The organism is Brevundimonas sp. GW821-FHT09G01 (assembly GCF_059416065.1).
This window is the reverse complement of the sequence record NZ_JBWKOL010000002.1, coordinates 148,469-173,726: the sequence shown is the minus strand read 5'-3', so window position 1 is coordinate 173,726 and position 25,258 is coordinate 148,469. Positions and strand designations below refer to the sequence as shown.

Here is a 25,258-nt window from a genome sequence, read left to right as displayed (position 1 = left end):
CTCCGCGTTCGGCCAGTTCACCCGGCCATGGCCCTGGAGCTCGGTTGCATGGAGCTCTCCTGAAGCCGTGGTCGCACGCTAACGCTTAGCGATCTCGTCGAGCAGCCTTAGGAGTGTGGCGGGGCCATCAACATGTTCGAGGGTCACCCGGTCAGACCGAACGCCATTCGACAACACTTGGACCCGCTTGCCGTCAGTGCTTACCGCATAGCTCAATGGGTGGCCTTCGCTCACGTTAAACGTGCGATCTCGCCATCCTCTGATCAGGAGGTGTTGACCGTCGAATTCTACAGCCGGAATTCTGAAGAGGGCCCGAAAGGTCTCTGGAAGCCGCAACAGGAATATGACCGCGACGCCCAACCAAATCAAATAGAACAAGTAGAGGCCGGGCGGAGTATCCATATAGGAAAACAAGACTGCGGGGAATTGTTCACGATACAGGAGAAAAATCAGGATCGTCAATAATATCGACTGCTTCAGTAAGACGATCATTGATTTTGGATAGATTTTCTGGACGCTCATTTGCAGTACTGTCCCCGCAGCTTTTCGTACCGATTAGCGGCATAACCACCCAATCTGTCTCCCAAGAAACTGCCGCCGAGTCCACCAAGTGGGCCTCCCGCAAATCCCCCAACCGTCCCACCCAGCAAGGAACCGACGAGAGGGGCGCCTACGTTCACGAATGTCACATCGCCAGTTTGGCCGTTAGCAACACTAGTGGACCAAGTTGAAACACTGCTCGTAATCGCGAAGAGGCTCCCAAGGCGTCCGTAAGCGCTTGCGTCACGGCCGGTGCTCATTTCAATGGCTATCATTTTGAAATTTTGAAGATATTCTCCAGCTTGGCTCACCTTTCCTATATCGTCAACTTGCTTGGAAGCGGCGCAACTCACAGGTGTCGAACGGCCGGCGAAGGAACTGGATACGGCATAGTCCCAAGGACTTCCGTCGAAGAAGCCTCCTCCTCCGCCAAAGCTAAGGCTGAAGCCAGGGCCGAGGATATCCCGGCCGCATTCTTCTAATCCAGTTTCTGGGTCATATGTCCCGGTCGGCACCAACCCACGACGCCGACATTCGGATTCGCTAATCTTTTCTCGTTCTTGAAGGCCTGAAGGGTCCACCAGGTTCACCGGATCTCCGCCCACATAGGCATACAGGTTCGCCCCCGCCCGATACCCGATCGGATCCGTTTGCAGGAACCGCCCGACTTCCGGCAGATAGGTCCGCGCCCGGTAGTGATAGGCGCCCGCCTCCGGCAGCCATTGCTGGCCGGTGTACTGGAAGCGACCGACGTTGCCCGAAGCCGGGACGCCGTATTCGTCGTAGGTGTTGATGTTGGACACCGCGCCGCTCGCGCCGGACTGGGCGATGACGGAGCCGCGTTCGTCGGCCAGTTGCCAGCTGCGGTTCGAGGTTCCCGCGCCGTCATAGGCCGCCGCCACATCGTCCAGGCCGAGGCCGGGGATGTAGCGGCGCGTCAGGGCGCCCGTGCCGGCGTTGTACTCGGCCGCCAGTTGCTCGCCGGCATATTGACGCCGGGTCGTGGAACCCCCGACGGTCGAGGTCGCCAGCCGGCTCAGCGGATCGAAGGTGAAGGCCGCCGCGCCCGCTCCGGCACTGGCCGAGGTCAGGCGGTTGGCGGCGTCGTAGCCGTAGGTGTCGCCTGAAATCCCGGTGGTGTTGCCGTTGCCGTCATAGGTCACAGGCGAACCGCCGACGACCGTCGCCTGGTTCAGGCCGTTGACCGTGTAGTCCACGCCGCCGCCGGACCGGGTGTAGGCGTTGTTGGACACCGTTCGGGTGACGAGCTGACCGGCCGGATTGTGGCTGAAGCCGAACGTCACGTCGTTGGTGGAGCCGTCGGCGTTCTGGGCGAGGCTGGAGAGCCGGCCCCAGGCGTCGTAGCCGTAGGTGGTCGAGGCCCCGCTTCCGCCGGCGCGGGTGATCGACGTGGATTGGCCCAGGTCGTTCCAGCCGTAGCTGGCCAGGACGCCCGCCCCGGACGTGGCGCCGTTCTCGCGCACCGTCTTGAGGCCGCCGTACAGGTCGTACTCATAGTCGGCGTAGAAGGCGTCCGGCCAGGTGATGCGGGTCACACGGCCGGCGGCGTCATACTGGTACGCCATGGCGCCGACGCCGCTGGAGCTCTCGCTGACCGGGCGGGACAGGGCGTCCCAGGTCGTGTTGACCGTGATCGTTCCGTCGCTGGTGCTGAACACCCGCCCGAGATTGTCATAGGCCGTGCTGACGTCCGGGGTGCCGGACGGCAGGTTCAGGGTGACCAGCCGGTTTAGGGCGTCGTAGCCGAAATAGGTCAGCTCGCCCGCCCGGTTCCGCGCGCTGTAGGGGCGGCCGACGGCGTCGTAGACGGTCTGCTCATAGTCCGTGGTCGAGGTTCCGCCGCCCGTCGCATTGGGATAGCGCAGCTTCACCTGGCGGTTGAAGCCGTCGTACTCGAACAGCGAGACATTGCCCTTGGCGTCGGTGAAGGACGCGAGTTGTCCGCCGGCGGTATAGGTCTGGCTCTGGGGCTGGGCGTCGCCCGTGCCGTAGGCCGTGGTGACCGATAGCGGCCGGTCGGCGATGTCATAGGTCACCCGGGTGATCCGGTCCGGGCCGAAACCGCCGGTCGTGGCGGCTGTACAGGCCGAGGACGGCAGGGCGCCGAAGGTCGACGGGTTCATCCGCACCGCCGTGCAGGTGACCCGTCCGGCCGCGTCATAGCTGGTCTGCTGCACGCCGGAGACGACGTCGGCGGCGGACATCTGACGCGTCTCGATCGGCCGGCCGAAGTCGTCGTAGACGGCGCTGCTCTTCTGAAGCGGCGAGAACGCCGCCCAGTTCGGATCGGTATGGCCGGCGGTCGTTCCCACCTCGCTGAGGATCGTCTGACCACGATCATTGTAGGTCACGCGCTGGGCCCGATTCAGGCCTGCGCCGACCCCGTCAGGATCGGGACCGATCACGCCGACCACACGCCGCGACGTGTCATAGCGGTAGGTGGTCGTGTCGTCGGATCCGCTGAGCGGACCGTTGACCGAGGCGACGTCGCCGTCCGGCGTATAGGTCAGGGCCGTCACCGCCATGGCGGGGACGGCGCCGGAGCCCTGGCTGATCGAGGCCGGAAGCAGGTTGTTGGCGACGCCGCTGGCGACGCCGTAATCGATCGTGGTCAGGACCTCGTCAGCGGTGGCGTCGCAGGTGGCGCCGGTCACGCAGGCGGAGGTCTCGACCGGCAGGGTGACGGGGGTCGAGGCCGCCACGATCACGCCCGCGCTGTTCTTGAACTGGGCGGTCTGGGGCGCATAGGCGTAGCGGGTCTGCGGCCGGACGGCGCCCACGCCCGGTGCGGGCAGGGTGACCGTCAGCGGTCCGCCGTGGGTGCTGTCCCAGGTGTAGTCGGTGACGGCGCCCGTCGCATCGGTGGTCGAGGTCGGCCGGTTGCAGGTGACAGGGTTGGCGCAGGTCGCCGGGTAGGCGGCGCTGGTGACGATGTCCGCCTCCGTTCCACCGGTCTTGGGCGACAGGGTCACCTGGGTGACGTTGCCGCGGCCGTCATAGACGTATTCCGCGGTTTCACCCTCGGGCCCCGTGGCGGCGTCGACACGAGACCCGGCGTTGTAAGTCCATGCCCAGGTGCGGCTCGTCGTCGGCGACGTCGACGTGACTTCGGTCGCGGAGGTGACGAGGCCGGTGTCGAGGTCCGAGACGACCTCCGTCTTCTGCCCTAGCGGACCGTAGACATGGGCGGTGCGGGTCGCGCCCGTATCCTGAAAACCGTATTCCCACCGGCCGGTCGAGTCGGTCACCGCCTCGACCCAATGGTTGATATGGTCGTACTGGACCGACACGAGAGGGGTGGTGCTGGCTCCGACCGAGAGTTCCACCAACCGGTCGCCGTCGAGCAGGGTGCTGTAGCGATAGCGCGTCTCGACGCCGGCCTGATCCACCAGGATCTGATCTTGGTAGCCCGGCCCCTCCGCGTAGCCGAATGTTACGCTGGGCCATGTGCGAGTCAGACCCGTGCAGGTGAAGGCGGCCTTGTCACAGAAGTCCACCGCAAGATTCAGCCCGGTGACTTTTGCAACCCTGCCCCAGCTGAGAGCCATCGGGTCTGTGTTCTGCTCGTAGTCATAGTGGATCTGATAGCCGGTGTTTGTCTGATAGGACTGGAGCCGGGCGGTATGCGTTTCATTCCACCAGCCGCAAGGATCGCCGGGGTTCTCCGGAAGGCAGTATTTGTCGATGGTGTAGGTGTAATCCGTCCGTAGCCCGTTCGGCTGCTCGCGCCGCGTCAGCATCGGGGCGGACAACAGATTTTCAGGGCCGACGGGCTCAATTCGATAGGACGTGCCGGCGCGAACATAGGTGTACGCGTTCGCGACCGAGTCGTAGACCAGCGTGGACCCGTTGTTCTCGACAGGAGTCCAGGGGCCGCCGAACGGGCCGTCGAAGGCTTCGGAAATGCCATCGGCGGTGATGATGACGCCGGTGTCGGTGTATCGGACAGCGGCGATCGCGTTGTCCCACCACGGCTGGTCATAGGCCAGTTGGACCCGGCTGTAGGACAGGCCGGTCTCGCCGCCGATCGCCACCTGGGCGCTGATGGGCGTCCATTCCCTCCGCACCAGATCGATGCCTCGGGGATCGAGCGTATAGCGCGCGGGCGGGAGCGTCTGCGCGGCGGCGTATTGCGGGGCGATGAGGCCGAGCCCCAGCGCGGTTGATGCGAGAAGATGGCTCAGGCGCATGGGGTGCTCGATGTCCAGAGGGTGGTTCCGCCCGCGCTCTTCAGGATCGCGACGCCGGAATTTTGAAGGGTGAGAACGGCGCCCGGATTGCCGGACGCGCCGGCGGTCCAGAACGGAGCGCCGGTGGTGTCGAAGATGGCCAGCTGGCCGTCGGACGAGACCCGCACGAACCAGGAGCGTCCCTGGCCGGTGCAGCTGTTCCAGACCTGAGCGCCGGAAGTGTTGCGGATGACCAGGTCGCCGCTCGGCTCGAACGTCATCGTGTACTGGCCGTTGGCCGAGGTCAGCTTCTGGGTCGGGACCAGGGTGTAGGGGAAGGTGAAGGTATCGCCGGCCGGCGGGGGGCTGACGGGGACCGCCCCGTGGCCCAAGCGGTTGTCGGCCGCGTCCAGGATGTAATACGACCGCACGGAATCGCCGGTCGTTCGCGCCGTCGTGTTCGCCGTGAGGCGGCCGTTGGCGTCGTACAGGAATGTCTGGGCGTCCTGGGCCGTCGCCGAGCCTGCGAGCAGGCTCGCCGCACAGGCGAGGACGTGAATGGGTGTTCGCAAGTGTCCCTCCGTCTATAGGTCCGCCCAAGGCGGGCAGGAAATAAATCCTACAGTACGGATGCGTCAGAAATGGACGTAGGCAGGAATATATTCTTGCTTGATTGGCTGGCTGATCTTTCGGCCGGGCGGGCGGCGCTCAACCTGTGATTGACGGAAGACGTGACCGACGGGGCGCTGCACCGCTTCTGCACGCCGTCTGCGCCGAAGCTCCCCGGGCCGCCCCGCACGTCTGAACCGCACCGCGCGACAAGGGCCCCTCACTTGAGGGGAGGCCCATGCTCAGCACTCATCCATTCACGCGATCGTCGTTCTGGCTGAAGGCGGGGGTCGCCGCCGGCCTGGCCGTTCTGGCGGACGCCCTGTTCTTCCAGTCCATTCCATGGGGCGCGGTCGTCGGCGGGTTCGCGGCGGCGTGGATCGGCGGATTGCTGCTGATCCGAAAGGGCCTGGCGCGCGACCGCCGGGCGCAGTTCGCGGTGGTCGCGGCGGGGGCCATGGCGGCGGTGATGATCGAGCGGCCCGATGCGCTGTCATGGCTGCTGTTCGGCCTGATGCTGACCGTCGCGGCCCTGTCGGCGCGGGTGCGCGAGGGGGAAGCCGTCTGGCGGTGGGCCCAACGTCTGGTCATTCATGGCGTGGTGTCGCTGGTCGGGCCGATCCTCGATCTGGTCCGGCTGGCGCGGCTGCGACGGCGCAGACCCGCCCGGGTGTCGCTGGCGGCCGTGCTGAAGGTGCTGGCCCTGCCGGCGGCCGGGGGATTGATCTTCCTGCTGCTGTTCGCGCGCGCCAATCCCCTGATCGCCGACGTTCTGGACACGGCGCGGATCCCGGCGCCGTCCGGATCGACCGTGCTGCGCCTGATCGGCTGCGGGATCGTGGCGGTGATGGTCGGCACGACCCTGCGGCCGCGCTGGTATCGCAAGCTGATCGCTCTGCCGTCCTTGGGCGAGCGCCGGATCCCGGGCGTGAACACGGCCTCGGTGACCCTGTCCCTGCTGGTCTTCAACGCCCTGTTCGCGCTCCAGAACGGACTGGACGTCGCCTTCCTGTGGAGCGGCGCGCCGTTGCCGGGCGAGATGACCCTGGCGGACTACGCCCATCGCGGCGCCTATCCGCTGATCGCGACGGCGCTGCTGGCCGGCCTGTTCGTGCTGGTGGCCCTGCGGCCCGGATCGGAGACGGCGCGGCGTCCGCTGGTGCGGGGACTCGTGGTCCTGTGGGTGGCCCAGAACATGGTGTTGGTCGCCTCGTCCCTGCTGCGCACGGCGGACTATATCGAGGGCTACGCCCTGACCCGCTTCCGCATCGTGGCCATGATCTGGATGGTCATGGTCGGACTCGGCCTGCTGCTGATCTGCTGGCGGTTGCTGAAGAACAAGGACGGCGACTGGCTCATCGGCGCCAATGTGAAGCTGGCGCTGGTGGTTCTGGCCGTCGTCAGCACGGTCGATCTGGGCGCCGTCGCCGCGGCCTGGAACGTCAGGCACGCCCGCGAGATCGACGGGACCGGCGCCCAGCTGGACCTCGGCTACCTGCGCGATCTCGGCGCCCCGGCGCTGGTGTCGCTGGTCGAGCTGGAACAGGCGACCGACGATCCGGAACTGCGCGACCGCGCCGCCGCCGTGCGCCGCGACCTGATGGCGCGCCTGCAGGAGGATCAGTCAGAATGGCGCGGCTGGACCTGGCGCAATGCGCGGCGGCTGCAGCGGATCGACGCCCTGACCGCGCATCGGCCTCTGCTGGTTCCGAGGCCCGGCGAACGGATGTGGGACGGCCGCCTGAGGCCCCCGCCGCCGCCCCGGCTCGCACCCTCGGCGACCGTTCCCCCGACCGTGGCCGTCCCGGCCCCGTTGACCTCAGCCTCTGGAGTCTGAACATGGCGATCATGCAGCGCACTGTCCTGGTGGTCGATGACGACCCCCACATCCGCGATCTTCTGACCTTCGCCCTGCGCAAGGCCGGCCTCGCCACGCGCGAGGCGGCGGACGGGGAGGCGGCCCTGAGCGATCTTGAGGCCCATCCTTCCGATCTGGTGGTGCTGGACATCAACATGCCCCGCATGGACGGGATCGAGACCTGCCGCCGCCTGCGCGCCAGGGGCGACGTGCCGGTGCTGTTCCTGTCCTCGCGCGACGACGAGTTCGACCGGGTGCTGGGCATCGAGCTGGGCGCGGACGACTATGTCACCAAGCCTTTCAGCCCGCGCGAGGTGGTGGCGCGGGTGGCCGCCATCCTGCGGCGCACGGCACGTACGCCGGCGCCCCTGCCGTCGGGGGCGGTGAGCTACGGCCGGCTGACGCTGGACGCCGAAGGCTGGCGCGCCGCCTGGGGCGGAGCCGAGGTGCCGCTGACGGTGACCGAGTTCGCCATCGTGCGGGTGCTGGCGGCCCAGCCCCGCATGGTTTTCACCCGCGACGCCATCATCGACCGGGTGCACGGCCCCGGCTTCGCGATGACCGACCGGACCATCGACAGCCATGTCCGCAACCTGCGCGGCAAGTTCGCGGCGGTGGGCGGCGGCGACGTGGTCGAGACCCGGCCCGGCCTCGGCTACCAGCTCGGACCCTGCGTCGGCGCGGCGGCGTGAGCGACAAGCCGCCCGGGCGCTTCCGGCTGTTCGTGCGGCGGCACTGGCCGGCCCTGAGGCTGCGGACCATCCTGCTGTCGGTGCTGCTGTTCGCGGCCCTTCTGCCCGGCTTCGCGGCCATCTTCCTGCGGGTCTACGAGAACACCCTGGTGCGCCAGACCGAGGCGGAGCTGGTGGCGCAGACCGCCGCCCTGTCGGCCACGGCGGAGGCGTTGTGGCCGGGCTCGCGCCTCACCGCGCCGACCGCGGCGCAGCGGCTGGCGCCCGGCTGGTACCAGCCCGAGGCGGCGACCATCGACCTGGGTTCAACCCCGATACTGCCCGCCCGTCCGCCCGCTCGACCCTCCGGCCCGCCGGCTCCGGAGGCCGTCATCGTCGGCCGCCGTCTGGACGTCGTGATGCAGGAGACCAGCCGCACGACGCTGGCCTCGATCATCTTCCTGGACCGCAACGGGGTGGTGGTCCGCGGCTTCGGCGAAGGCGGCAGCTGGAAGGACATCCCGGAGGTCCACGCGGCCTTGTCCGGGCGACCCGCGACGATGCTGCGCCGGAACGCCGCCTATCATCCACGCTATTCGTGGGAGTGGCTCAGCCGCGCCTCGGCCCTGCGCATCCATCACGCCCGGCCGGTAGTGGTGAACGGACAGGTCGAGGGGGTGATCCTGGTCTCCCGGTCGCCGCGCGCCCTGTTTCGGGGCATCTACCAGGACCGCATCAAGATCGCGCTGGGCATCGTCGGGGTGCTGGGTTTCATCGCCTTCCTGGCGGTGCTGGTGTCGCGGGGCATCGCCCGGCCGATCGAGGCGCTCAGCCGGGTCACGCGCGAGGTCGCCAGCGGGGGCGGGTCGGTGCCGCCGCCGCCCAGCACCGCCGCCATCGAGATCCGGACCCTGTACGAGGACTTCGGCATCATGGCCGAGGCGGTGGAGCGTCGCTCCCGTTACCTGCGCGACTTCGCCGCCGCCGTCAGCCACGAGTTCAAGACGCCCCTGGCCGGCATCCAGGGCGCGGTCGAGCTGTTGCAGGATCACGAGGACATGGAGCCCGCGCGGCGGCGCAAATTCCTGGACAACATCGCCGCGGACGGGCGGCGGCTGTCGGGGCTGGTGACGCGGCTGATGGACCTGGCCCGCGCCGACATGGCCCGGCCCGAGGCGGGGCTGTCGGTCGACCTGAGGCCGCCCCTGCTGAAGTCCGTCGACGCCTGCTCGCCGGGATTGAACATCACCCTGGACCTGCCCGGGGACCTGCCGCCGGTGGCCGCGCCCGCCGCGACGCTGGAGGTGGTGGTCTCGACCATGCTGGAAAACAGCCGCCAGGCAGGAGCGAAGGCGGTTCGGATCGCGGCGCGGGTGGCGGGCGACTCGGTCATTCTGTCGGTGTCGGACGACGGCCCCGGCGTGGCGCCGGCGGATGCACGACGCATCTTCGAGCCCTTCTTCACAACCCGGCGCAGCGAGGGCGGGGCCGGCCTCGGCCTGTCGATCGCGCGCGCCCTGCTGGCCGCCAATCAGGCGACGCTGGACCTGGCGCCGTCCGAGAGCGGGGCGGTGTTCGAGATCGGACTACCGGTGGCGGAACGCTAAGGCGCTCAGCGCCACTTCGACCCGTCGCCGTGCTTGCCGATGCTTTCCCACTCCGGCGGGGCCGCCTTGTGGATGTACTGTTCCGACACCAGCCAGCCCTTGAGCGGGCGGAGCACGGCCAGGCAGGCGAGGACCAGCAGCGGCATGGTGACCGCGAAATGCACCCAGACCGGCGGGTGGACGGTGAACTCGAACCACATGAACAGGGCCATGCCGATGACGCCGACCAGGCTCATGCCGAAGAAGGCCGGGCCGTCCGCCGGGTCCGCGAAGCTGAAGTCCAGTCCACACTTCGGGCAGTTGTCGCGGATCTTGAGGAAGCCCCGCAGCAGGGGACCCTCGCCACAGCGCGGGCAGCGGCAGCGCAGGCCGGTCTTCAGGGTGCTCAGCGGCGGATAGACAGGGTCGCTCATGGCGTTCCGGTTCCTCAATGGCCTGCATGTCGGCCTGTTGAGGGACGGGTGCAACCGGGGCCGTTTGTCGCGGTGTGGAAACCGGTGGCGCGCCGGGGTCCAGTCACCATCCGTTAACCGCGTTTAAAGGGGCGTCGCGCGAGGGTGCGCGCGCATGTCCGGGGCCCGTTCCAGCAAGCGCATCCTGAAGTCGACCGTGGCCGCAGCCGCGGCCGGCGCGGTGGTGCTCGCCCCGCTGGCGCCGCTCTATGCTCAGGAAGCCGGCGCGGCCCTGGATCCGGTCACCATTCGCATCGGCGCCAATGAGGCCTTCACCCGGGTAGAGTTCGCCGGCGTCATCGGCGCCCGGTCGCAAGTCCGGCGTGAGGGCCGGACGGTCATCGTGCGCATCGGCGCCACAGCCGCCCCTGATGTTTCACGCCTGCGCGTCGATCCGCCACGCGGGGTCGAGAAGGTCGAGACCCGCGCCGTGCGCGGCGGCACCGAGCTGGTCCTGACCCTGGCCGAGGGCGCCGATGTGCGCACCGGTTCAGCCGACGGCGCGGTCTTCGTCAACCTTTACGCCACCGCCCCCGAGGCGCCCGTAGCGCCGGTCGCGGCCGCCCAGGCCGCGGTCGTGCCGGTGGTCTCGCATGTCAGCCCGGAAAAGGTCAGCCTCGACTTCAAGTGGGAACGGCCGGTCGGCGCCGCGGTCTTCCGCCGGGGCGACGCGGTATGGGTGGTGTTCGATACCCCCGCCCGCCTCGACATGGGCGGGGCCAAGGCGCTGGGCCCGGCCACCGGCGCCCACTGGACCGCCGGTCCGGACCACGTCGCCGTCCGTATCGCCGCGCCGCGCGCCCTGCGGGTGTCGGCGACCTCGAACGGCTCGACCTGGACCGTCAGCATCGGCGGCCCGGCGGCCTCGGCCGGCGGCGTCACCGTTGATCGCGACGATACAGGGGAGCCCGCTCTGGTCGCCCGCATGGCCGGGGCGACCAAGGCCATCTGGCTGACCGATCCGATGGCCGGCGACCGCTTCGCCGCCGTCACCGCCCTGGCGCCCGGCAAGGGCTTCGCCGACAGCCGGCAAAGCCTCGACATGTCCCTGTTGCCGACGGCGCACGGTCTGGCGGTCGAGACCCTGGTGTCCGACCTGGCCATCCGGGCCGACGGCGACCTGGTCACCCTGAGCCGCCCGGGCGGCCTGACCCTGTCGGCGCCCTCGGCCGCGCTGGAGACCGCCGAGGACGAGCCGGGCGCGCCGCGCAAGGCCAAGTATCCGGGCCTCATCGTCGAGGGCTGGGAGAGCACCGGCCACGCCACCTTCGCCGCCCGCTATCGCGAGCTGCAGTACGCGGCGGGCGCGGAGTCCGCCGTCGCCGGAGAGAACCCGCGCGCGCCCATCGAGGCGCGCATGGCCTTCGCCCGCTTCCTGGTCGGTTCGGGCCTGTCCTATGAGGGCATCGGCGTGCTGAACGCCATCGTGGCCCAGGCGCCGAACATGGCCGGCGAGCCCGAGGTGCGCGGTCTGCGCGGCGCGGCGCGGGCCTCCATCGGTCGTCTGGACGAAGCCCAGGGCGACTTCGCCTCGGCCGCCGTCGCCGGGGATCCGGCTTCGGCGGTGTGGCGCGGCTATATCGCCTCGAAACAGGGCGACTGGGCCGCCGCGCGCCAGGCCTTCAACGCCGGCGCCGGGGCGGTCGACGACTTTCCGCCGATCTGGCGCGCCCGCTTCGGCGCCGCCCACGCCGAGGCCGCGCTGGAAAGCGGCGACCCGGAAGCCGCCCGCGCCCTGCTGTCCTACGCCTTCAGCCAGAACGCGCCCGCCGCCGACCAACTGGCCGCCCGCAACGTGCAGGCCCGGCTGTTCGAGCAGGACGGCATGGGCGACCGGGCGCTGGCCGTCTATCGCGCCGTCGGCCGCGCGCCGCTGGACAAGGTCGCCGTGCCCGCCAAGCTGGGTCTGATCCGCCTGTCGCTCGAGCGCGGGACAATGAAGCCTGACGAGGCGGCCAAGGAGCTGGAAGCCCTGCGCTGGCGCTGGCGGGGCGACGCCACCGAGCTGGCCGTCATCCGTCAGCTGGGCAAGCTGTACCTGTCTCAGGGGCTGTACCGCGAGGCGCTGACGGCCCTGAAGGGCGCCGGCGGCCGCATGAGCCGCCTGCCGGGCGCGGCGGACCTGTCGATCGATCTGAACAACGCCTTCCGCATGCTGTTCCTCGAAGGCGGCGCCGACGGCCTGCAGCCGGTGCAGGCGCTGGGCCTGTTCTACGACTTCCGCGAACTCACCCCCATCGGCGCCGACGGCGACGAGATGGTCCGCCGCCTGGCCCGCCGCCTGATCGACGTCGACCTGCTGGACCAGGCCGCCGAACTGCTGAAGCACCAGGTCGACAGCCGACTGGAGGGCGTCGCCAAGGCCCAGGTCGCGACCGATTTGGCCACCGTCTATCTGATGGACCGTCAGCCCGAGCAGGCGCTGCAGGCGATCTGGAGCTCGCGCTCGACCCTGCTGCCCACGCCCCTGAACGCCGAGCGCCGGGCGCTGGAGGCCCGGGCCCTGATGAACCTGGGCCGCTACGACCACGCGCTGGAAGTGCTGGGCGCGGACGCCTCGTCCGACGCCAAGGCCGTGAAGGCCGAGATCTTCTGGAAACAGGAGAACTGGGGCGGCGCGGCGGCCCTGTACGAAGCGGCGATGGGCGAGCGTTACCGCAACCCGGCGGCCCTGACCCAGGACGAGGAAGCCCGGCTGATCCGCGCGGGGGTCGGCTATTCGCTGGCGCAGGACACGGCCGCGCTGGGCCGGCTGTCGCGCAACTATCGTCCGTTCGTGGCCGGAGCCCGGTCCAAGGTCGCCCTGTCGATCGCGCTGGACGGCCCGGACGGCATGGCCTCGGCGGGCGACTTCGCCGCGCTCAGCGCCTCGGCCGACACCTTCGCCGGCTGGGTCAACGAGATGAAAGCCGAGCTCAGACAGAAAACGGGCGGGAATCGCCCTGCGACTCCCGCCCGTTCCTGAATAGCCCTGGCAGCGGAGCCGTCAGGCTCCGTCGCCGAATGGCTTAGCCGTTGACGGCGTCCTTCAGCGGCTTCGAGACGCGGAAGCGGACGGCCTTCGAGGCGGCGATCTTGATGGTCGCGCCGGTGGCGGGGTTGCGGCCTTCGCGCGCGGCGCGGGCAGCGGTGTCGAACACGCCGAGGTTCGAGATGCGGACGTCGCCGCCCGAGGTCAGCGACTTGTGAATGTTCTTCACGATCGCTTCCAGGACGCGGCCGGCGTCGGCTTGGCTGACGCCCGCGTCTTTGGCGACGGCGGCGATGAGTTCGGCTTGAGTGGTCATTGTGGGTCGTTTCCCGATTGAAGCTCGCCCCCCAATTCAAGGGCGATGACGGACGGATCAACGCCGCTTTTTCTCGGGATGGCAAGCGGGATCGCCGCTGTAAGCCCCACGGGCTGGGGATTTACCCTGTTCCGGACGCCCGCTGGAAGCTCTCGACCAGGCTTCCGGCGACCAGTCTCCAACCGTCCACGAGCACGAAAAAGATCAGTTTGAAGGGCAGTGAAATCACTACCGGGGGGAGCATCATCATGCCCATGGACATGAGCACGCTGGCGACCACCAGATCGATCACAAGGAACGGAACGAAAAGGAGAAATCCGATTTCGAACGCCCGCTTCAACTCGCTGATCATGAAGGCCGGAGTGACCACCCGAAGGGGCAGGTCCACGGCCTGCGCCGGGGCCTCGATGTTGGACAGTCGGGTGAACAGGGCGAGGTCGTCCTGATCGACCTGTCCGAGCATGAAAGTCTTCACAGGTTCCGACGCCGCATCGAAGGCCTGAGGCAGCTCCATCTGCTGGTCCAGCAGGGGTCGGATGCCCGAATCATAGGCGTCCTGCCATGTCGGAGCCATGACGATGGCGCTCAGAAACAGGGCCAGGGAGACCAGCACCGCGTTGGGCGGCGACTGCTGCATGCCCAGGGCGGTGCGGAGCAGGGACAGCACCACGACGATTCGCACGAAGCTGGTGGTCATGATCACGATCGACGGCGCCAGCGACAGGACGGTCATCAGGCCGACCAGCTGGACGACCCGCTCGGTCAGGCCCGCGCCGGTGCCCAGGTCGACATTGATCGCCGCGCCGCCGGCGGCGACATCCTGGGCCAGGGCCGCGAGCGGCCAGCACAGGCAGAGCAGGGTGGTCAGCAGGGACAGCAGGGCCGCGCGCTTCAACTCATCGCGCGTCGGCATGACGAAGATGGATTTCAGGCCGGCTCGTCCGCTCACCGGCCCGCCTCCGGTCCGCGCGGCTCAATAAGCTCGCGGCCTTCGCCGAGCAGCAGCAGGCGTTCCTCGTTATCGACCTTGACCAGCACCAGGCGGCGAGCGGGGTCCAGCACCAGGGTCTCGACCACCTGCATGCGGCGTTCGCCGCGCTCGGCGCTGAGCTTGGCCAGCAGCTGCGGGGCGTACCGCCGGGCCGCCCAGGCCGCCAGACCGATGATGCCGAGGGTGAAAGCCAGGGCGAACACGGCCCTGAGCAGATCGAGGAAGTTCATGCGACGGGCCCCGCCGAAGACTGATTCCGGCGCGTCAGACTTCGGCGATCATGGTTAACGTCTCGTTGAGATAACGTCTCATTAACCATGGAGGCGGCATTTTCTGCCCATCGAACCGTGGGCGATCCGCGCCCGGAGACTTTGACGCCCGTGGGCTTCACCGACCTTCCGCTGCTAAGCCAGATCAAGGGCCGCCTGTCCTGGCTGGACGAGCGCCAGCGCGTCATCGCCGAGAACGTGGCCAATGCGGACACGCCCGGCTACGTCGGCCGCGATCTGAACGCGTCGAAGGACTTCGCCGCCGCCCTGCGCAGCGGCGGCGGCCTGCAGATGACCCGGACCAGCGCCATGCATATCGCCCCGGCGGGACAGCGCGCGCGCTTCGACGCCGTCGCCGCGCCGGACTCCGAGACCACGCTCGACGGCAACGCCGTGGTGGTCGAGGAGCAGATGCTGAAGATGGCCGAGAGCCGCATGTCCTACGACGCCGCCATCGGCTTCTATCAGAAGTCGATGCAGATGCTCCGCATGGCCGCCCGCGCGCCCGGCCGTTGATAAACAGGGAATAGCCGATGCCTGATCCCGTCCCCCCGAGAAACAGCGCCATGGCTGTCGCGGCCAGCGCGTTGAAGGCGCAGCAGTCGCGCATGCGCATCATCGCCGAGAACATCGCCAACGCGCAGTCGACGGCCCAGACTGCGGGCGGCGAGCCCTATCGCCGCCAGATCCCCGTCTTCCAGGCGCGCGAAATCGACGGCGCCACCGGCGTGACCCTGGCCGAGGTCCGACCGGATCAGGGCGATTTCCGCTCCGAGTACGACCCATCGCACCCGGCGGCCAACGCCGAAGGCTATGTGCTGCGGCCCAACGTCGACACCCTGGTCGAGGCCATGGACATGCGCGAGGCCCAGCGGGCCTATGAGGCCAACCTGAACGTCATCGAGACGGCGCGGTCGATGGACGCGCGCACCCTCGACATCATCAAGAAGTAGGGCTGACCCATGAACCCCATGATGGCGGCCAAGGCCTATTCGGCGATCCAGGGCGGGGCGATGCCGACCGCGCCGGCCGCCGCGCCCGAGCAGTCCGGCTTCGCCGAGATGCTGACCAACGTCATGGGCGACATGACCCAGACCTCGCGCGCCGCCGAGGGCCAGATGGCCTCCGCCGTGCAGGGGCAGGGCAGCCTGATCGACGTGGTCACCGCCGTCAGCTCGGCCGAGGCCTCGCTGGAAACGGTCATGGCCGTCCGCGACCAGGTGATTGCCGCCTATCAGGAAATCATGCGGATGCCGATCTGACGGCGGCGGCCTGTTCGAGCTGAGCCGGGAACCGGATCCGCGGCCCGGACGCTGCCTCTCCCATATCGAAAGGGAGACCGTCATGCTGAAGGACCGCAACGCGTCCGCCATCGTCGCCGTCAGCGATCTGGCTCGCGCCCGGGCGTTCTACGAGGATACCCTGGGCCTGACCCGCGACGGTGGGAGCGAGGACCAGGGCGTGCTGGGGTTCCGCACCGGGGCGACGCATCTGACCGTCTACAGGTCCGACTTCGCCGGGACGAACAAGGCCAACGCCGTCACCTGGGACATGAAGGGCGATCTCCTCGCGGTGGTGGATGACCTGAGGGCGAAGGGCGTGACGTTCGAGCACTATCCCGACATGGGCTTGACCCTGAACGGAGACATCCACGAGGCTGGCCCCATGAAGCTGGTCTGGTTCAAGGATCCGGACGGCAATATTCTTCATCTGATCGAGGGCATGGAATGATCCGGACGAGGCGCGGCAGCTGTCATTGCGGAGCGGTGAAGTTCGAGTGCGAGATCGATCTGGCGCCTGAGGGACAGCGCTCGCCGCAGCTTCGGCCCGGGCCGTGGTACGCGACCACGCTGCGCTGCAACTGCTCGATCTGCCGCAAGACCCGGATGTGGAAGAACCACGTGCCGTCCGAGGCCTTCCGGCTGCTGGAGGGCGCGGACAACCTGACCCACTACCGGTTCGGCGAAGGCGGGATCGATCACACGTTCTGCAAGACCTGCGGGATCTACGCGTTCGTCCTCGCCAGCGAGCCGGTGATGGGCGGAGACTTCGTGTGCGTGAACGTCGCCGCGCTGGACGACGTCAGCCCCGAGGAACTGGCCGAGGCGCCGATCCGCTACGAGGACGGCGCCGCCGACGAATGGGGCAGGGCGCCGGCGATCACCGGCTACATGTAGCCGGGACTCAGCCTTCCAGCGACACCACCGGCTGTCCGACGACCGGGGCCGACCGACGGCGCGACTTCAGCCAGCCGCGAACGCGGTCCTGGATCGGGGTGTCGATGATCTGGTGGAACAGGAAGGCGAAGACGAAGGCCGCCGCCACGCCCGCGAACCACAGGGCCCACTGCACCGGCGAGGGCAGGGCGAATTTGGCGATCAGCACATTGGCGACCCCGAACCAGGCGATGCGCACGACCTCGTTGGTGATGAACATCGAGAATGACACCTGGGCGGCCTTCTCTACGAATTTGGAGGGGCGCGGCGTCGGCGTGGCGCCGGCGGCCAGGATGATGGTCGAGATGCACGCCAGCGAGATCAGGGCGTGCTTGTCGAAATACTGGACGAAGGCCAGCAGCAGGGCCGCGCCGATCCCGGCCCAGCCCGCCAGCTTCGGCGCGATCCAGACCTTCTGGGCGAACCAGGCCAGCGACATGCCCAGCACGAACAGCGGCAGGGCGCGGAAGAAGCCGAAGCCCATGGGCATCTGGTAGACGGGATAGCCCAGCAAGGTCCAGGTGATCTGGTTGGCCAGCAGATATAGGCCGACGCCCAGGCCCAGCACGCTCCACGGGCCGAGCTTGATCAGCTGGCGCAGGATCCACGGGAAGGCCAGGTAGCAGCCGACCAGGGCCGAGATCGACCAGCTGGGCGCGTTCCAGCCGTAACCGCCCGGAACGCCGTAGGCCTGGGTGAGCGTCAGTTGGGCCCACAGCTGGTCCCAGCGGAACCATTCGGGGGCCCGGGGCGCGAACCCCAGGGCGCCGCCGACGACGACCAGCGCGACCAGCGACAGGCCCATGATCAGGTGAGCGGGCAGCACGCGCAGATAGCGCTTCAGGAAGAAGTCGCCCGCGGACATCGAGCCCTTGGCGACCGACGCGCCGTAGACCCGCATCAGCACATAGCCGCTGTCGATCAGGAAGAAGTTGGTCAGCAGGAAGCCGCCCCGCTCGAACACCGGATGCAGCCCTTCGGCCAGCGGCACGGGGGCCGACATCTGGAAGTGATGCAGGATGATCAGGCTGGCCACAATGAAACGCAACGCGTCGAGCCAGCCGCCCCGAACGATGGGGGGTGTTTCATTTCGGGTCGAAATCGCGGTCCAGGCCATGGGAAGGGCCTCCTTCGAGGCGAATTCCGCAAGGACCGGGCCGTGACGGCCCCGGGTTACAGCTTGCCGAAGGCGACGCCGCGCCAGCGCCAGCCCGCCTCAAGGACGGCGGCCCGCACCGGGTTTTTGATTTCGGTGGTGTCGAACGCGTAGTCGTAGACCTCGCCGAACGATCCGTCCTCGCGGAAGGCGTAGACGGTCTCGAAGCTCTTTTCGAACGTCTGGCCGCGCGAGGCGCTGCCCCGGGCGCTCAGCGTCGGCACGCCGGCCCGCCATTCGACTTCCCACAACTCATCGACGGACCGGACCTCGCCCTTGGCCTCGTCGAACTTCATCAGGACCTTGAACACCTTCTTGATGCCGGCCTTGGCGAAGAACTCGTACCATTTGGCGTCGACGATCCGCCATTCGGCGACCATGTCGACGCCTTCCTTCTTCCCGTCCCGGATGACGAAGGGCGCCGTCGCGCGGTTGACGGCCATCAGGCGCTTGCGCAGGTCGGTCGTGGACTGGCGCTTGGTCCCGGCGGGCGGTGAGCGCGTTCCGGTCAGGAAGTCGAAAAGTCCCATGGTCGTCCCCCGCGCGTTGCCGGGGGACAGTGGTCGATCGCTCGACCGAAGACCAGCGTTCTACGTCCGCGTCAGCCGCAGGAACTCTTCCCGGGTCCGCGGATCGTCGCGCATGACGCCGCTCAGGTGGCTGGTGGTCAGGCTGGCGCCCGGGGCGTTGACGCCGCGCAGGGTCATGCAGCTGTGCTCGGCCTCGATGACCACGCCGACGCCCTGAGGACGCAGCACCTCCTCGATGGCCAGGGCGATCTCGGAGGTCATCTTCTCCTGGATCTGCAGCCGCCGGGCATAGCCGCGGACCACGCGCGCCAGCTTGGAGATGCCGACGACGCGGTCGGTCGGCAGGTAGCCGACGTGGGCCACGCCGACGACCGGCAGCATATGGTGCTCGCAGAAGCTGACGAAGCGGATGTCCTTCAGCACGACCATCTGGTTGTAGCCGCCGACCTCCTCGAAGGTCCGCTCCAGATAGGCGCGGGGCTCGACCTCATAGCCCTCGAACAGCTCCTTGTAGCTGCGCGCCACCCGCGCCGGCGTGTCCAGCAGGCCCTCGCGGTCGGGATTGTCTCCCGCCCATTCGATCAGGGTGCGAACGGCGGCTTCGGCGTCGGACTGGGTGATGGTCGGCTTGGTCATGGGGCCTTCATAGAGGGGGAGAACGCGAAAGGGGAGGCTCGACGAAACGAACCTCCCCCTGATTTCACGCTTTCCGCCGCCGGTTCCGGATCGTCAGGGCGATGGCCGAGACGAGGAAGTAGAAGGCGCCGAACGCGGCGTAAGGCGCGACGGTCGTGAGGACCGAAGGAACCACGGGAGCGAAGGACTGCTGGATGAAGAACCCGCCCGCCAGCGCGGACTGGGCTCCACTCAGAATCATCGCCCACTGCGCCCCATAGGCGCGCCAGCGGCGAACGCCCGCCAGCAGTTGAAGCAGGCCCGCCAGGATGGCCCAGGCCCCGAACAGTTGAAGCACTCGGGCCATATCGACCTGCATCAACAGGGCGACGCCGAGCGCGACGACGGCGCTGACTCCCAGGTTCAGGGCCTGGGCCGGATTCGCGCGCAGGCCGCCGTTCGCCAAGGCGTCCCGCGCGTTCGCGACGGCGTCCCACGCCGGATAGAGGACCAGAAGCACGCCTCCGATGAGGGGATTGGCCCCGCCGATGGTGAAGGCCGCCGCGACCCAGGCGGCGGAGACGCCCGCCCTGAGGAAGTAGTAGCGGGTCAATGCGGCGGCGCGTTCGGGGCTGGGAGCGGGGGCGGCCATGCGAAATCCTTGGGGATGAGGAAGCGGGGAGGGTGTGATATGCTGCGACATAATATGTCTTGACATATAATAACTATCGAGGTGGCTCGCCTCTGTCCAGGGATTATATGTCGCGATATGTTTTGAGGCGGCCCGGATTCGCTTCGGGAGCCGTCTGAGGAGTCGTTTTGCCCAATCCTGCCCCAACCCTGACCCTGGACCAGCAGCTCTGCTTCTCGCTGTACGGGGCGAGCATGGCGATCAATCGCGCCTACAAACCGCTGCTGGACGCGCTGGAGATCACCTATCCCCAGTATCTGGTGCTCGGCGCCCTTTGGGAGGCCGACGGCCTGACCATCGGCGAGATCGCGGGCAGGCTGGGGCTGGATTCAAGCAATGTGACGCCTCTGGTGAAGCGGATGGAGGGAGCCGGCCTGGTGTCCCGCATCCGCAATCCGGCCGATGAACGTCAGGTGGTCGTGCGCCTTACGAACGCGGGGCGGGACATGCAGGCGCGCAGCACCTGTCTCGGCGAGACCCTGTTCGCCTCCGCCGGCCTCAGCGTCCAGAAGCTGGTGCAGCTGAACAAGGATGTTCAGGCGTTCCGGGACTCGGTGGCCCGTTTCGTCGCCGATCGTCCTCATAGCTGAGGTGCGGCGCCTCCGGTTAGCACCCTGTTAACCACACTCCCGGCATTTCTTGCCCAGTTCGGCTGCGCGTCCTGCGGCCTGTGGAGCGTGGAATGAACGGCGCGGAAGTTCTGGATGTGGGCCGCGACGCCTTGTGGCTGACGATCCAGCTGTGCGCGCCGATCCTTCTGGTCGGGCTGGTCGTCGGCGTGGTCATCGGCCTGGTGCAGGCCCTGACGCAGATCCAGGAGCAGACCCTGATCTACGCGCCCAAGATCATCGCCATCTTCATCTCCCTGCTGCTGTTTCTGCCGCTGATGGGCGCCCTGCTGGGCGGCTTCATGCGCACGATCGCCGCCCGCATCGCCGGCATGTGACCGGCCGGTGGAGCCCTGGGCCACTTCTGATCAGGTCTGGCAAGGCGCGCTGATCTTTGCGCGGATCGGCTCCGTGCTGCTGATGCTGCCCGGCGTCGGCGAAAGCTATGTGCCGCCGCGCATCCGCCTGGCCTTCGCCCTCGTCGTGACCCTGGCCCTGTGGCCGGTGGTGGCGGGCGCGCTTCCGGCCCTGCCGCAGACCCTGGGCGCCATGGCCGGCTGGATCATCCGTGAGGTCATCGTGGGCCTGATGATCGGCGCCCTGCTGCGCAGCTTCCTGACCGCCCTGTCGACGGCGGGCGAGATCGTCTCGCTACAGACCACCCTCAGCTTCGCCCAGACGGCCAACCCGCTGCAGGCCCAGCCCGGTTCGACCATCTCGGCCTTCCTGATGCTGCTGGGCACGACGCTGATCTTCGCGACCAACACCCATCACCTGTTCATCGCGGGCCTGGTCGGCTCCTACGAGCTGATTGCTCCGGCCAGACCTCTGGTCACCGGCGACTTCGCCACCCTGGCGATCCGCACGCTGGGCGACAGTTTCGCGCTGGGCGTCCAGCTGTCGGCGCCGCTGCTGGTCTTCGCCCTGATCTTCAACCTCGCCTCGGGGCTGGTCGGGCGGGTCATGCCCCAGTTCCAGGTCTTCTTCGCCGCGGCTCCGCTCAGCGTCATCCTGGGCCTGTCGATCTTCGCCCTAAGCCTCGGCGTGCTCGGCACGGTCTTCATCGACCGCTACCGGGCGCTGGCCCAGATCTTCGCGGGAGGCGCCGGTGGCTGAAGGCGCCGATCCCGAGTCGAAGACAGAAGAGGCGACACCGCGAAAACTAGCGGACGCGCGAAAGAAGGGTGATGTCGCCAAGTCCATGGACGTGGGCTCGGCCGCGTCCCTGCTCGGCGCCTCGGCGGTCCTGCTGGGGATGGGGGGCTATTTCGCGACCTCGATGGCCGAGCAGCTGCTGCCCTTCATCGCCGCGCCGCACACCATGCTGGGCGGGCTGGAGACGGGCGCCGGCGTCGAGATCGGCGCCCAGGCCCTGTGGGCCATCGCCCCCTTCCTCGGCGCGGTCATGCTGGCCACCATCATCGGCGGGGCGGGCGGCAACCTGGCTCAGTCCGGCATCATGTTCACCGCCGAAAAGCTGAAGCCGCAGTGGGAGCGCGTCAGCCCCATGGCGGGGTTCAAGCGGATCTTCGGCCCGGATGGCCTGGTGCAGTTCATCAAGACCTTCCTCAAGCTGATCGCCGTCGGAGCCATCTGCTGGATGGTGATGAAGCCGCATATCCGGGAGTTCGAGAACCTGGCGGCCATGCCGCCCGCCGCCATCCTGCCGCTGGCCCGCGACCTGGCCATCGCCCTGATGAGCGCGGCCCTGATCTTCCTCAGCTTCACCGCCGGCGCCGACTATCTGTGGCAGCGCTACCGCTTCAACGAGCGGATGAAGATGTCCAAGGAAGAGCTGAAGGAAGACTACAAGCAGTCCGAGGGCGACCCGCACGTCAAGGCCAAGCTGAAGCAGATCCGGGCCCAGCGCAGCCGCCAGCGGATGATGCAGAACGTGCCCAAGGCCACGGTCATCGTCACCAACCCGACCCACTATTCGGTCGCCCTGCGCTACGAGCCCACCGAGGGCGACGCCGCGCCGGTCTGCGTGGCCAAGGGCGTCGACGCCCTGGCTCTGCGGATCCGCGAGCTCGCGCGCGAGCACAATGTGCCGATCATCGAGAACGTGCCGCTGGCCCGCGCCCTTTACGCCGCCGTCGATGTGGACGAGACGATCCCGCGCGAGCATTTCGAAGCCGCCGCGAAAGTGATCGGCTTCGTCATGGGGCAGCGCAAGAAACGCTGATTGGTCAACGTCCTTAACGCGGCGTTTACCACGCGCCCGGCATTTTCTGCCCAGCGGGTCGTTCCAGAGTCGCGTGAGTATCGGGGCTAGAGCGCGTGGGCGGCTTCACGGCGGCGTTGCAGAGATTCGGGATCGGTCGACTGACCGTGGTGCTGGGCGTCGCCGCCGGCGTCGCGGCCATGCTGGTCTTCGTCATGCTGCGGATCGGCCAGGCGCCGGATGCGCTGCTGTATTCCAACCTCGACCTGCGCGAAGCCTCGGAAGTCACCACGGCGCTGGACGGCGCCGGCATCAAATACAGCTCCAAGGGCGACGGCTCGACCATCTTCGTCAACCGCGACCAGGTGGGCGAAGCCCGCATGCTGGTGGCGGGCAAGGGGCTCGTGACCTCCGGCAGCGTCGGCTACGAGATCTTCGACAACCAGTCGGTGCTGGGTCAGACCGAATTCCAGCAGAACCTCAACGAAAAGCGCGCCCTCGAAGGCGAGCTGGCCCGCACGATCCAGACCATGCGCGGCATCCAGTCGGCGCGGGTCATGATCGCCCTGCCGCGCCGCGAACTGTTCCAGTCCCAGGCCGCCGAGCCCACGGCCGCCGTGGTCGTCGGCGTGACGGGCGGCCAGCTGACCGGCGCCCAGGTCCAGGCCATCCGCAACGTCGTCGCCTCCTCGGTGCCCAATATGAAGCCTGAGAAGGTCACCCTGACCGACACTTCGAACCGCACCCTCGCGGCCGGAAACGCCGGCGAGGGCTTCAGCTCCGCGTCGGCGGAAGAGGCGCGCGGCCAGACCGAGTCCCAGCTTCAGGCGCGCATCAAGGATATCGTCGAGGGCGTCGTGGGCGTCGGCGGCGCGCGGGTGCAGGTCACCGCCGAGATCGACCACGCCCGCTCCACCACTCAGGAGCAGCGCTACGATCCGGACGGCCAGGTCGTCCGCTCGACCTCGACCAACGGCTCGGAGAGCCAGGACACCACCGGCGCGACCGACGGTGGCGCGACGGCGACCAACAACATTCCGGGCGGTCAGGCTCCGGGCCTGACTCCGCAGGGCTCGCGCGACACCCAGAACACCGAGACCACCAACTACGAGATCTCCAACACCACCACGACCACGGTGAAGGAAGCCGGAGAGATCAAGAAGCTGGCCGTCTCGGTCGCGGTCGACGGCAAGTGGACCCCGGGCGCCAACGGCGGCGAGCCGACCTATGCGGCGCGCACCGCCGAGGAGATCGCCCAGATCAAGTCCCTGGTCGCCGCCGCCGTCGGCATCGACGAGAGCCGGGGCGACAAGATCGAGGTGCTGAACGTCCGCTTCAACCGCGATGTCGCGGCCGCGGGCGGCGAGGAGGGCGGCTCGCCCCTGTTCAACTTCACCAAGAACGACCTGATGCGCGGCGTGGAGTTGCTGGTGCTGCTGATCACCGGCCTGCTGCTGATCTTCTTCGTCCTGCGTCCGCTGCTGAAGGCCGCCACGGGCGGCGCCGGCGCGGGCGCGGGCGGCCAGCCGCAACTGGCCGGGCCCGGCGGCCAGCCGGTCACCTCGCTGCAGACCACCATCGTGGGCGGCGCGGGCTCCGCCCTGCCGCAACTGGGCGGTCCGTCCGAGATGGACCAGCGGCTCGACATCGCCCGGATCGAGGGCCAGGTGAAGGCGTCGTCGGTCAAGAAGGTCGCCGACTTCGTGGAGAAGCACCCGGAGGAATCGACCTCGATCCTCCGCAGCTGGGTGCATGAAGGCTGATGTCCGGCGCCCGCATGGTCACCAAGAAGCCTGCTGTCGATGACATCAGGAAACTGACCGGCCCCGAGAAGGCGGCCGTCATCCTGCTGTCGCTGGGCGAGGACCACACCAAGCTGTGGCAGGGGCTGGACGAGGAGGAGATCAAGGAGATCTCCCAGGCCATGGCCTCGCTGGGCACCGTCAGCGCGAGCGTCGTCGAGGAGCTGCTGGTCGAGTTCGTCTCGGGCATGAGCGGCTCGGGCGCGGTCATGGGCAGCTATGAGCAGACCCAGAAGCTGCTGGCCTCCTTCATGCCGGGCGATCGCGTCGACGCCCTGATGGAGGAAATCCGCGGGCCCGCCGGCCGGACCATGTGGGACAAGCTCGGCAATGTGAACGAGGCCGTTCTCGCCAACTATCTGAAGAACGAATACCCGCAGACCGTCGCGGTGATCCTGTCTAAGATCAAACCTGACCACGCCGCCCGCGTGCTGACCAGCCTGCCCGAGGACTTCGCCCTGGAATGCGTGCAGCGGATGCTGCGCATGGAGCCGGTGCAGCGCGACATCCTGGACAAGATCGAGCAGACCCTTCGCACCGAGTTCATGTCGAACCTGGCGCGCACGTCCAAGCGCGACAGCCACGAGCTGATGGCCGACATCTTCAACAGCTTCGACCGCCAGACCGAGGCCCGCTTCATCGGCGCGCTGGAAGAGCGCAACCGTGAGGCCGCCGAGCGCATCCGCGCGCTGATGTTCGTGTTCGAGGACCTGGCCAAGCTGGATCCGGGCGGCATCCAGACCCTGCTGCGCGCGGTCGAGAAGGATTCGCTGGGGCTGGCCCTGAAGGGCGCCTCCGAGACCCTGCGCGAACTGTTCTTCTCCAACATGTCCGAGCGCGCGGCCAAGATCATGCGCGAAGACATGGAGTCGATGGGCCCGGTCCGTCTGAAGGACGTCGATCAGGCCCAGATGGCCATGGTTCAGGTCGCCAAGGATCTCGCCGCCAAGGGCGAGATCATGCTGGTCGGCCAGGGCGGCGACGACGAGTTGATTTACTGAC

The 25,258-nt window shown here is 68.1% G+C and carries 26 protein-coding genes; 15 read left to right on the top strand and 11 right to left on the bottom strand.

Annotated features, from left to right (window positions below; translation table 11 throughout):
* Positions 1-78: 78 nt before the first annotated feature.
* Genes AC07NB_RS05625 through AC07NB_RS05615 form a run of 3 tightly spaced genes read right to left on the bottom strand, consistent with a single transcriptional unit; the run spans position 79 to position 5,302 of the window.
* On the bottom strand, positions 79-522 hold the full coding sequence (locus AC07NB_RS05625) for a hypothetical protein (RefSeq protein WP_291834259.1): 444 nt from the start codon (positions 520-522) through the stop codon (positions 79-81).
* Positions 519-4,751, bottom strand: coding sequence for an RHS repeat-associated core domain-containing protein (locus tag AC07NB_RS05620; RefSeq protein ID WP_494571233.1), 4,233 nt, complete (start codon positions 4,749-4,751; stop codon positions 519-521). The genes AC07NB_RS05625 and AC07NB_RS05620 overlap by 4 nt, the downstream gene beginning before the upstream one ends.
* Positions 4,742-5,302: a hypothetical protein gene (locus AC07NB_RS05615; protein WP_492313855.1), complete on the bottom strand. Its 561-nt coding sequence runs from the start codon at positions 5,300-5,302 to the stop codon at positions 4,742-4,744. The genes AC07NB_RS05620 and AC07NB_RS05615 overlap by 10 nt, the downstream gene beginning before the upstream one ends.
* 275 nt (positions 5,303-5,577) lie before the next feature.
* Here AC07NB_RS05615 and AC07NB_RS05610 point away from each other — a divergent pair, with 275 nt between their 5' ends.
* The 3 genes from AC07NB_RS05610 to AC07NB_RS05600 are packed head-to-tail and all read left to right on the top strand — an operon-like array spanning position 5,578 to position 9,475.
* The gene (locus tag AC07NB_RS05610; protein ID WP_494571232.1) at positions 5,578-7,176 is read left to right on the top strand and encodes a DUF4153 domain-containing protein; all 1,599 of its coding nucleotides are present in this window, start codon (positions 5,578-5,580) and stop codon (positions 7,174-7,176) included.
* 2 nt (positions 7,177-7,178) lie between these two features.
* The gene (locus tag AC07NB_RS05605; protein WP_291832527.1) at positions 7,179-7,889 is read left to right on the top strand and encodes a response regulator; all 711 of its coding nucleotides are present in this window, start codon (positions 7,179-7,181) and stop codon (positions 7,887-7,889) included.
* Positions 7,886-9,475: a sensor histidine kinase gene (locus tag AC07NB_RS05600; RefSeq protein WP_494571231.1), complete on the top strand. Its 1,590-nt coding sequence runs from the start codon at positions 7,886-7,888 to the stop codon at positions 9,473-9,475. The genes AC07NB_RS05605 and AC07NB_RS05600 overlap by 4 nt, the downstream gene beginning before the upstream one ends.
* Before the next feature lie 5 nt (positions 9,476-9,480).
* Here the strand turns inward: AC07NB_RS05600 and AC07NB_RS05595 are convergent, their stop codons facing one another.
* Positions 9,481-9,888, bottom strand: a complete 408-nt coding sequence (locus tag AC07NB_RS05595) for a DUF983 domain-containing protein (RefSeq protein WP_291832530.1) — start codon at positions 9,886-9,888, stop codon at positions 9,481-9,483.
* Between the two features lie 154 nt (positions 9,889-10,042).
* Here AC07NB_RS05595 and AC07NB_RS05590 point away from each other — a divergent pair, with 154 nt between their 5' ends.
* The gene (locus AC07NB_RS05590) at positions 10,043-12,892 is read left to right on the top strand and encodes a tetratricopeptide repeat protein (protein WP_494571230.1); all 2,850 of its coding nucleotides are present in this window, start codon (positions 10,043-10,045) and stop codon (positions 12,890-12,892) included.
* A gap of 43 nt (positions 12,893-12,935) precedes the next feature.
* Here the strand turns inward: AC07NB_RS05590 and AC07NB_RS05585 are convergent, their stop codons facing one another.
* The 3 genes from AC07NB_RS05585 to AC07NB_RS05575 all read right to left on the bottom strand — a co-directional run bounded on the left by AC07NB_RS05585 (position 12,936) and on the right by AC07NB_RS05575 (position 14,435).
* Positions 12,936-13,214, bottom strand: a complete 279-nt coding sequence (locus tag AC07NB_RS05585; RefSeq protein ID WP_492313850.1) for an HU family DNA-binding protein — start codon at positions 13,212-13,214, stop codon at positions 12,936-12,938.
* 121 nt (positions 13,215-13,335) lie between these two features.
* Positions 13,336-14,127, bottom strand: coding sequence for a flagellar type III secretion system pore protein FliP (fliP, locus tag AC07NB_RS05580; RefSeq protein WP_291832588.1), 792 nt, complete (start codon positions 14,125-14,127; stop codon positions 13,336-13,338).
* Positions 14,128-14,159: 32 nt separating this feature from the next.
* The gene (locus AC07NB_RS05575; RefSeq protein WP_291832537.1) at positions 14,160-14,435 is read right to left on the bottom strand and encodes a flagellar biosynthetic protein FliO; all 276 of its coding nucleotides are present in this window, start codon (positions 14,433-14,435) and stop codon (positions 14,160-14,162) included.
* Between the two features lie 150 nt (positions 14,436-14,585).
* Here AC07NB_RS05575 and flgB point away from each other — a divergent pair, with 150 nt between their 5' ends.
* The 5 genes from flgB to AC07NB_RS05550 all read left to right on the top strand — a co-directional run bounded on the left by flgB (position 14,586) and on the right by AC07NB_RS05550 (position 16,651).
* Entirely contained in the window at positions 14,586-14,990 is a 405-nt protein-coding gene (gene flgB, locus AC07NB_RS05570) for a flagellar basal body rod protein FlgB (RefSeq protein ID WP_494571229.1), read from the top strand.
* Between the two features lie 50 nt (positions 14,991-15,040).
* Positions 15,041-15,427 carry a flagellar basal body rod protein FlgC gene (gene flgC / locus AC07NB_RS05565; protein ID WP_291832540.1) on the top strand — a complete coding sequence of 129 codons (387 nt, stop codon included), beginning with the start codon at positions 15,041-15,043 and terminating at the stop codon, positions 15,425-15,427.
* A gap of 9 nt (positions 15,428-15,436) precedes the next feature.
* Positions 15,437-15,736, top strand: coding sequence for a flagellar hook-basal body complex protein FliE (gene fliE / locus AC07NB_RS05560; RefSeq protein WP_291832542.1), 300 nt, complete (start codon positions 15,437-15,439; stop codon positions 15,734-15,736).
* Between the two features lie 82 nt (positions 15,737-15,818).
* The gene (locus tag AC07NB_RS05555; protein ID WP_291832544.1) at positions 15,819-16,205 is read left to right on the top strand and encodes a VOC family protein; all 387 of its coding nucleotides are present in this window, start codon (positions 15,819-15,821) and stop codon (positions 16,203-16,205) included.
* Positions 16,202-16,651 (top strand): GFA family protein, encoded by a 450-nt coding sequence (locus AC07NB_RS05550; protein WP_492313847.1) that lies wholly within the window; start codon positions 16,202-16,204, stop codon positions 16,649-16,651. The genes AC07NB_RS05555 and AC07NB_RS05550 overlap by 4 nt, the downstream gene beginning before the upstream one ends.
* 7 nt (positions 16,652-16,658) lie before the next feature.
* Here the strand turns inward: AC07NB_RS05550 and AC07NB_RS05545 are convergent, their stop codons facing one another.
* The 4 genes from AC07NB_RS05545 to AC07NB_RS05530 all read right to left on the bottom strand — a co-directional run bounded on the left by AC07NB_RS05545 (position 16,659) and on the right by AC07NB_RS05530 (position 19,643).
* Positions 16,659-17,738, bottom strand: a complete 1,080-nt coding sequence (locus AC07NB_RS05545) for an acyltransferase family protein (RefSeq protein WP_494572562.1) — start codon at positions 17,736-17,738, stop codon at positions 16,659-16,661.
* Between the two features lie 125 nt (positions 17,739-17,863).
* On the bottom strand, positions 17,864-18,376 hold the full coding sequence (locus tag AC07NB_RS05540) for a hypothetical protein (protein WP_291832553.1): 513 nt from the start codon (positions 18,374-18,376) through the stop codon (positions 17,864-17,866).
* 60 nt (positions 18,377-18,436) lie between these two features.
* Positions 18,437-19,012: a GTP cyclohydrolase I FolE gene (gene folE, locus AC07NB_RS05535; protein ID WP_291832556.1), complete on the bottom strand. Its 576-nt coding sequence runs from the start codon at positions 19,010-19,012 to the stop codon at positions 18,437-18,439.
* A gap of 64 nt (positions 19,013-19,076) precedes the next feature.
* Positions 19,077-19,643, bottom strand: a complete 567-nt coding sequence (locus AC07NB_RS05530; RefSeq protein ID WP_494571228.1) for a DUF308 domain-containing protein — start codon at positions 19,641-19,643, stop codon at positions 19,077-19,079.
* A 233-nt stretch (positions 19,644-19,876) separates the two neighbouring features.
* On the opposite strand from AC07NB_RS05530, the gene AC07NB_RS05525 reads away from it, so the two are divergent.
* From AC07NB_RS05525 to fliG, 6 genes are all read left to right on the top strand, one after another.
* Positions 19,877-20,272: a MarR family winged helix-turn-helix transcriptional regulator gene (locus tag AC07NB_RS05525; protein WP_492314089.1), complete on the top strand. Its 396-nt coding sequence runs from the start codon at positions 19,877-19,879 to the stop codon at positions 20,270-20,272.
* Positions 20,273-20,364: 92 nt separating this feature from the next.
* Positions 20,365-20,628 carry a flagellar biosynthesis protein FliQ gene (gene fliQ, locus AC07NB_RS05520; RefSeq protein ID WP_291832566.1) on the top strand — a complete coding sequence of 88 codons (264 nt, stop codon included), beginning with the start codon at positions 20,365-20,367 and terminating at the stop codon, positions 20,626-20,628.
* 7 nt (positions 20,629-20,635) lie between these two features.
* The gene (fliR, locus tag AC07NB_RS05515) at positions 20,636-21,406 is read left to right on the top strand and encodes a flagellar biosynthetic protein FliR (RefSeq protein WP_492313843.1); all 771 of its coding nucleotides are present in this window, start codon (positions 20,636-20,638) and stop codon (positions 21,404-21,406) included.
* Positions 21,399-22,475, top strand: coding sequence for a flagellar biosynthesis protein FlhB (gene flhB / locus AC07NB_RS05510; RefSeq protein ID WP_291832573.1), 1,077 nt, complete (start codon positions 21,399-21,401; stop codon positions 22,473-22,475). The genes fliR and flhB overlap by 8 nt, the downstream gene beginning before the upstream one ends.
* Positions 22,476-22,570: 95 nt before the next feature.
* A complete protein-coding gene (gene fliF / locus AC07NB_RS05505) occupies positions 22,571-24,217 on the top strand; it encodes a flagellar basal-body MS-ring/collar protein FliF (protein WP_291832576.1) in 1,647 nt (548 codons plus the stop codon).
* 14 nt (positions 24,218-24,231) lie between these two features.
* Positions 24,232-25,257 carry a flagellar motor switch protein FliG gene (fliG, locus tag AC07NB_RS05500; protein ID WP_492314088.1) on the top strand — a complete coding sequence of 342 codons (1,026 nt, stop codon included), beginning with the start codon at positions 24,232-24,234 and terminating at the stop codon, positions 25,255-25,257.
* Position 25,258: the final 1 nt, after the last annotated feature.

Coding starts and splice junctions, on each gene's coding strand:
- fliP (WP_291832588.1), bottom strand. CDS start 14,127: ATGCCGACGCGCGATGAGTTGAAGCGCGCGGCCCTGCTGTCCCTGCTG.
- flgC (WP_291832540.1), top strand. CDS start 15,041: ATGGCTGTCGCGGCCAGCGCGTTGAAGGCGCAGCAGTCGCGCATGCGC.
- AC07NB_RS05595 (WP_291832530.1), bottom strand. CDS start 9,888: ATGAGCGACCCTGTCTATCCGCCGCTGAGCACCCTGAAGACCGGCCTG.
- AC07NB_RS05610 (WP_494571232.1), top strand. CDS start 5,578: ATGCTCAGCACTCATCCATTCACGCGATCGTCGTTCTGGCTGAAGGCG.
- AC07NB_RS05540 (WP_291832553.1), bottom strand. CDS start 18,376: ATGGGACTTTTCGACTTCCTGACCGGAACGCGCTCACCGCCCGCCGGG.
- fliQ (WP_291832566.1), top strand. CDS start 20,365: ATGAACGGCGCGGAAGTTCTGGATGTGGGCCGCGACGCCTTGTGGCTG.
- AC07NB_RS05585 (WP_492313850.1), bottom strand. CDS start 13,214: ATGACCACTCAAGCCGAACTCATCGCCGCCGTCGCCAAAGACGCGGGC.
- AC07NB_RS05575 (WP_291832537.1), bottom strand. CDS start 14,435: ATGAACTTCCTCGATCTGCTCAGGGCCGTGTTCGCCCTGGCTTTCACC.
- AC07NB_RS05525 (WP_492314089.1), top strand. CDS start 19,877: ATGGCGATCAATCGCGCCTACAAACCGCTGCTGGACGCGCTGGAGATC.
- AC07NB_RS05590 (WP_494571230.1), top strand. CDS start 10,043: ATGTCCGGGGCCCGTTCCAGCAAGCGCATCCTGAAGTCGACCGTGGCC.
- AC07NB_RS05625 (WP_291834259.1), bottom strand. CDS start 522: ATGAGCGTCCAGAAAATCTATCCAAAATCAATGATCGTCTTACTGAAG.
- AC07NB_RS05530 (WP_494571228.1), bottom strand. CDS start 19,643: ATGGCCGCCCCCGCTCCCAGCCCCGAACGCGCCGCCGCATTGACCCGC.
- AC07NB_RS05550 (WP_492313847.1), top strand. CDS start 16,202: ATGATCCGGACGAGGCGCGGCAGCTGTCATTGCGGAGCGGTGAAGTTC.
- AC07NB_RS05605 (WP_291832527.1), top strand. CDS start 7,179: ATGGCGATCATGCAGCGCACTGTCCTGGTGGTCGATGACGACCCCCAC.
- AC07NB_RS05620 (WP_494571233.1), bottom strand. CDS start 4,751: ATGCGCCTGAGCCATCTTCTCGCATCAACCGCGCTGGGGCTCGGCCTC.
- fliE (WP_291832542.1), top strand. CDS start 15,437: ATGAACCCCATGATGGCGGCCAAGGCCTATTCGGCGATCCAGGGCGGG.
- fliG (WP_492314088.1), top strand. CDS start 24,232: ATGGTCACCAAGAAGCCTGCTGTCGATGACATCAGGAAACTGACCGGC.
- AC07NB_RS05555 (WP_291832544.1), top strand. CDS start 15,819: ATGCTGAAGGACCGCAACGCGTCCGCCATCGTCGCCGTCAGCGATCTG.
- folE (WP_291832556.1), bottom strand. CDS start 19,012: ATGACCAAGCCGACCATCACCCAGTCCGACGCCGAAGCCGCCGTTCGC.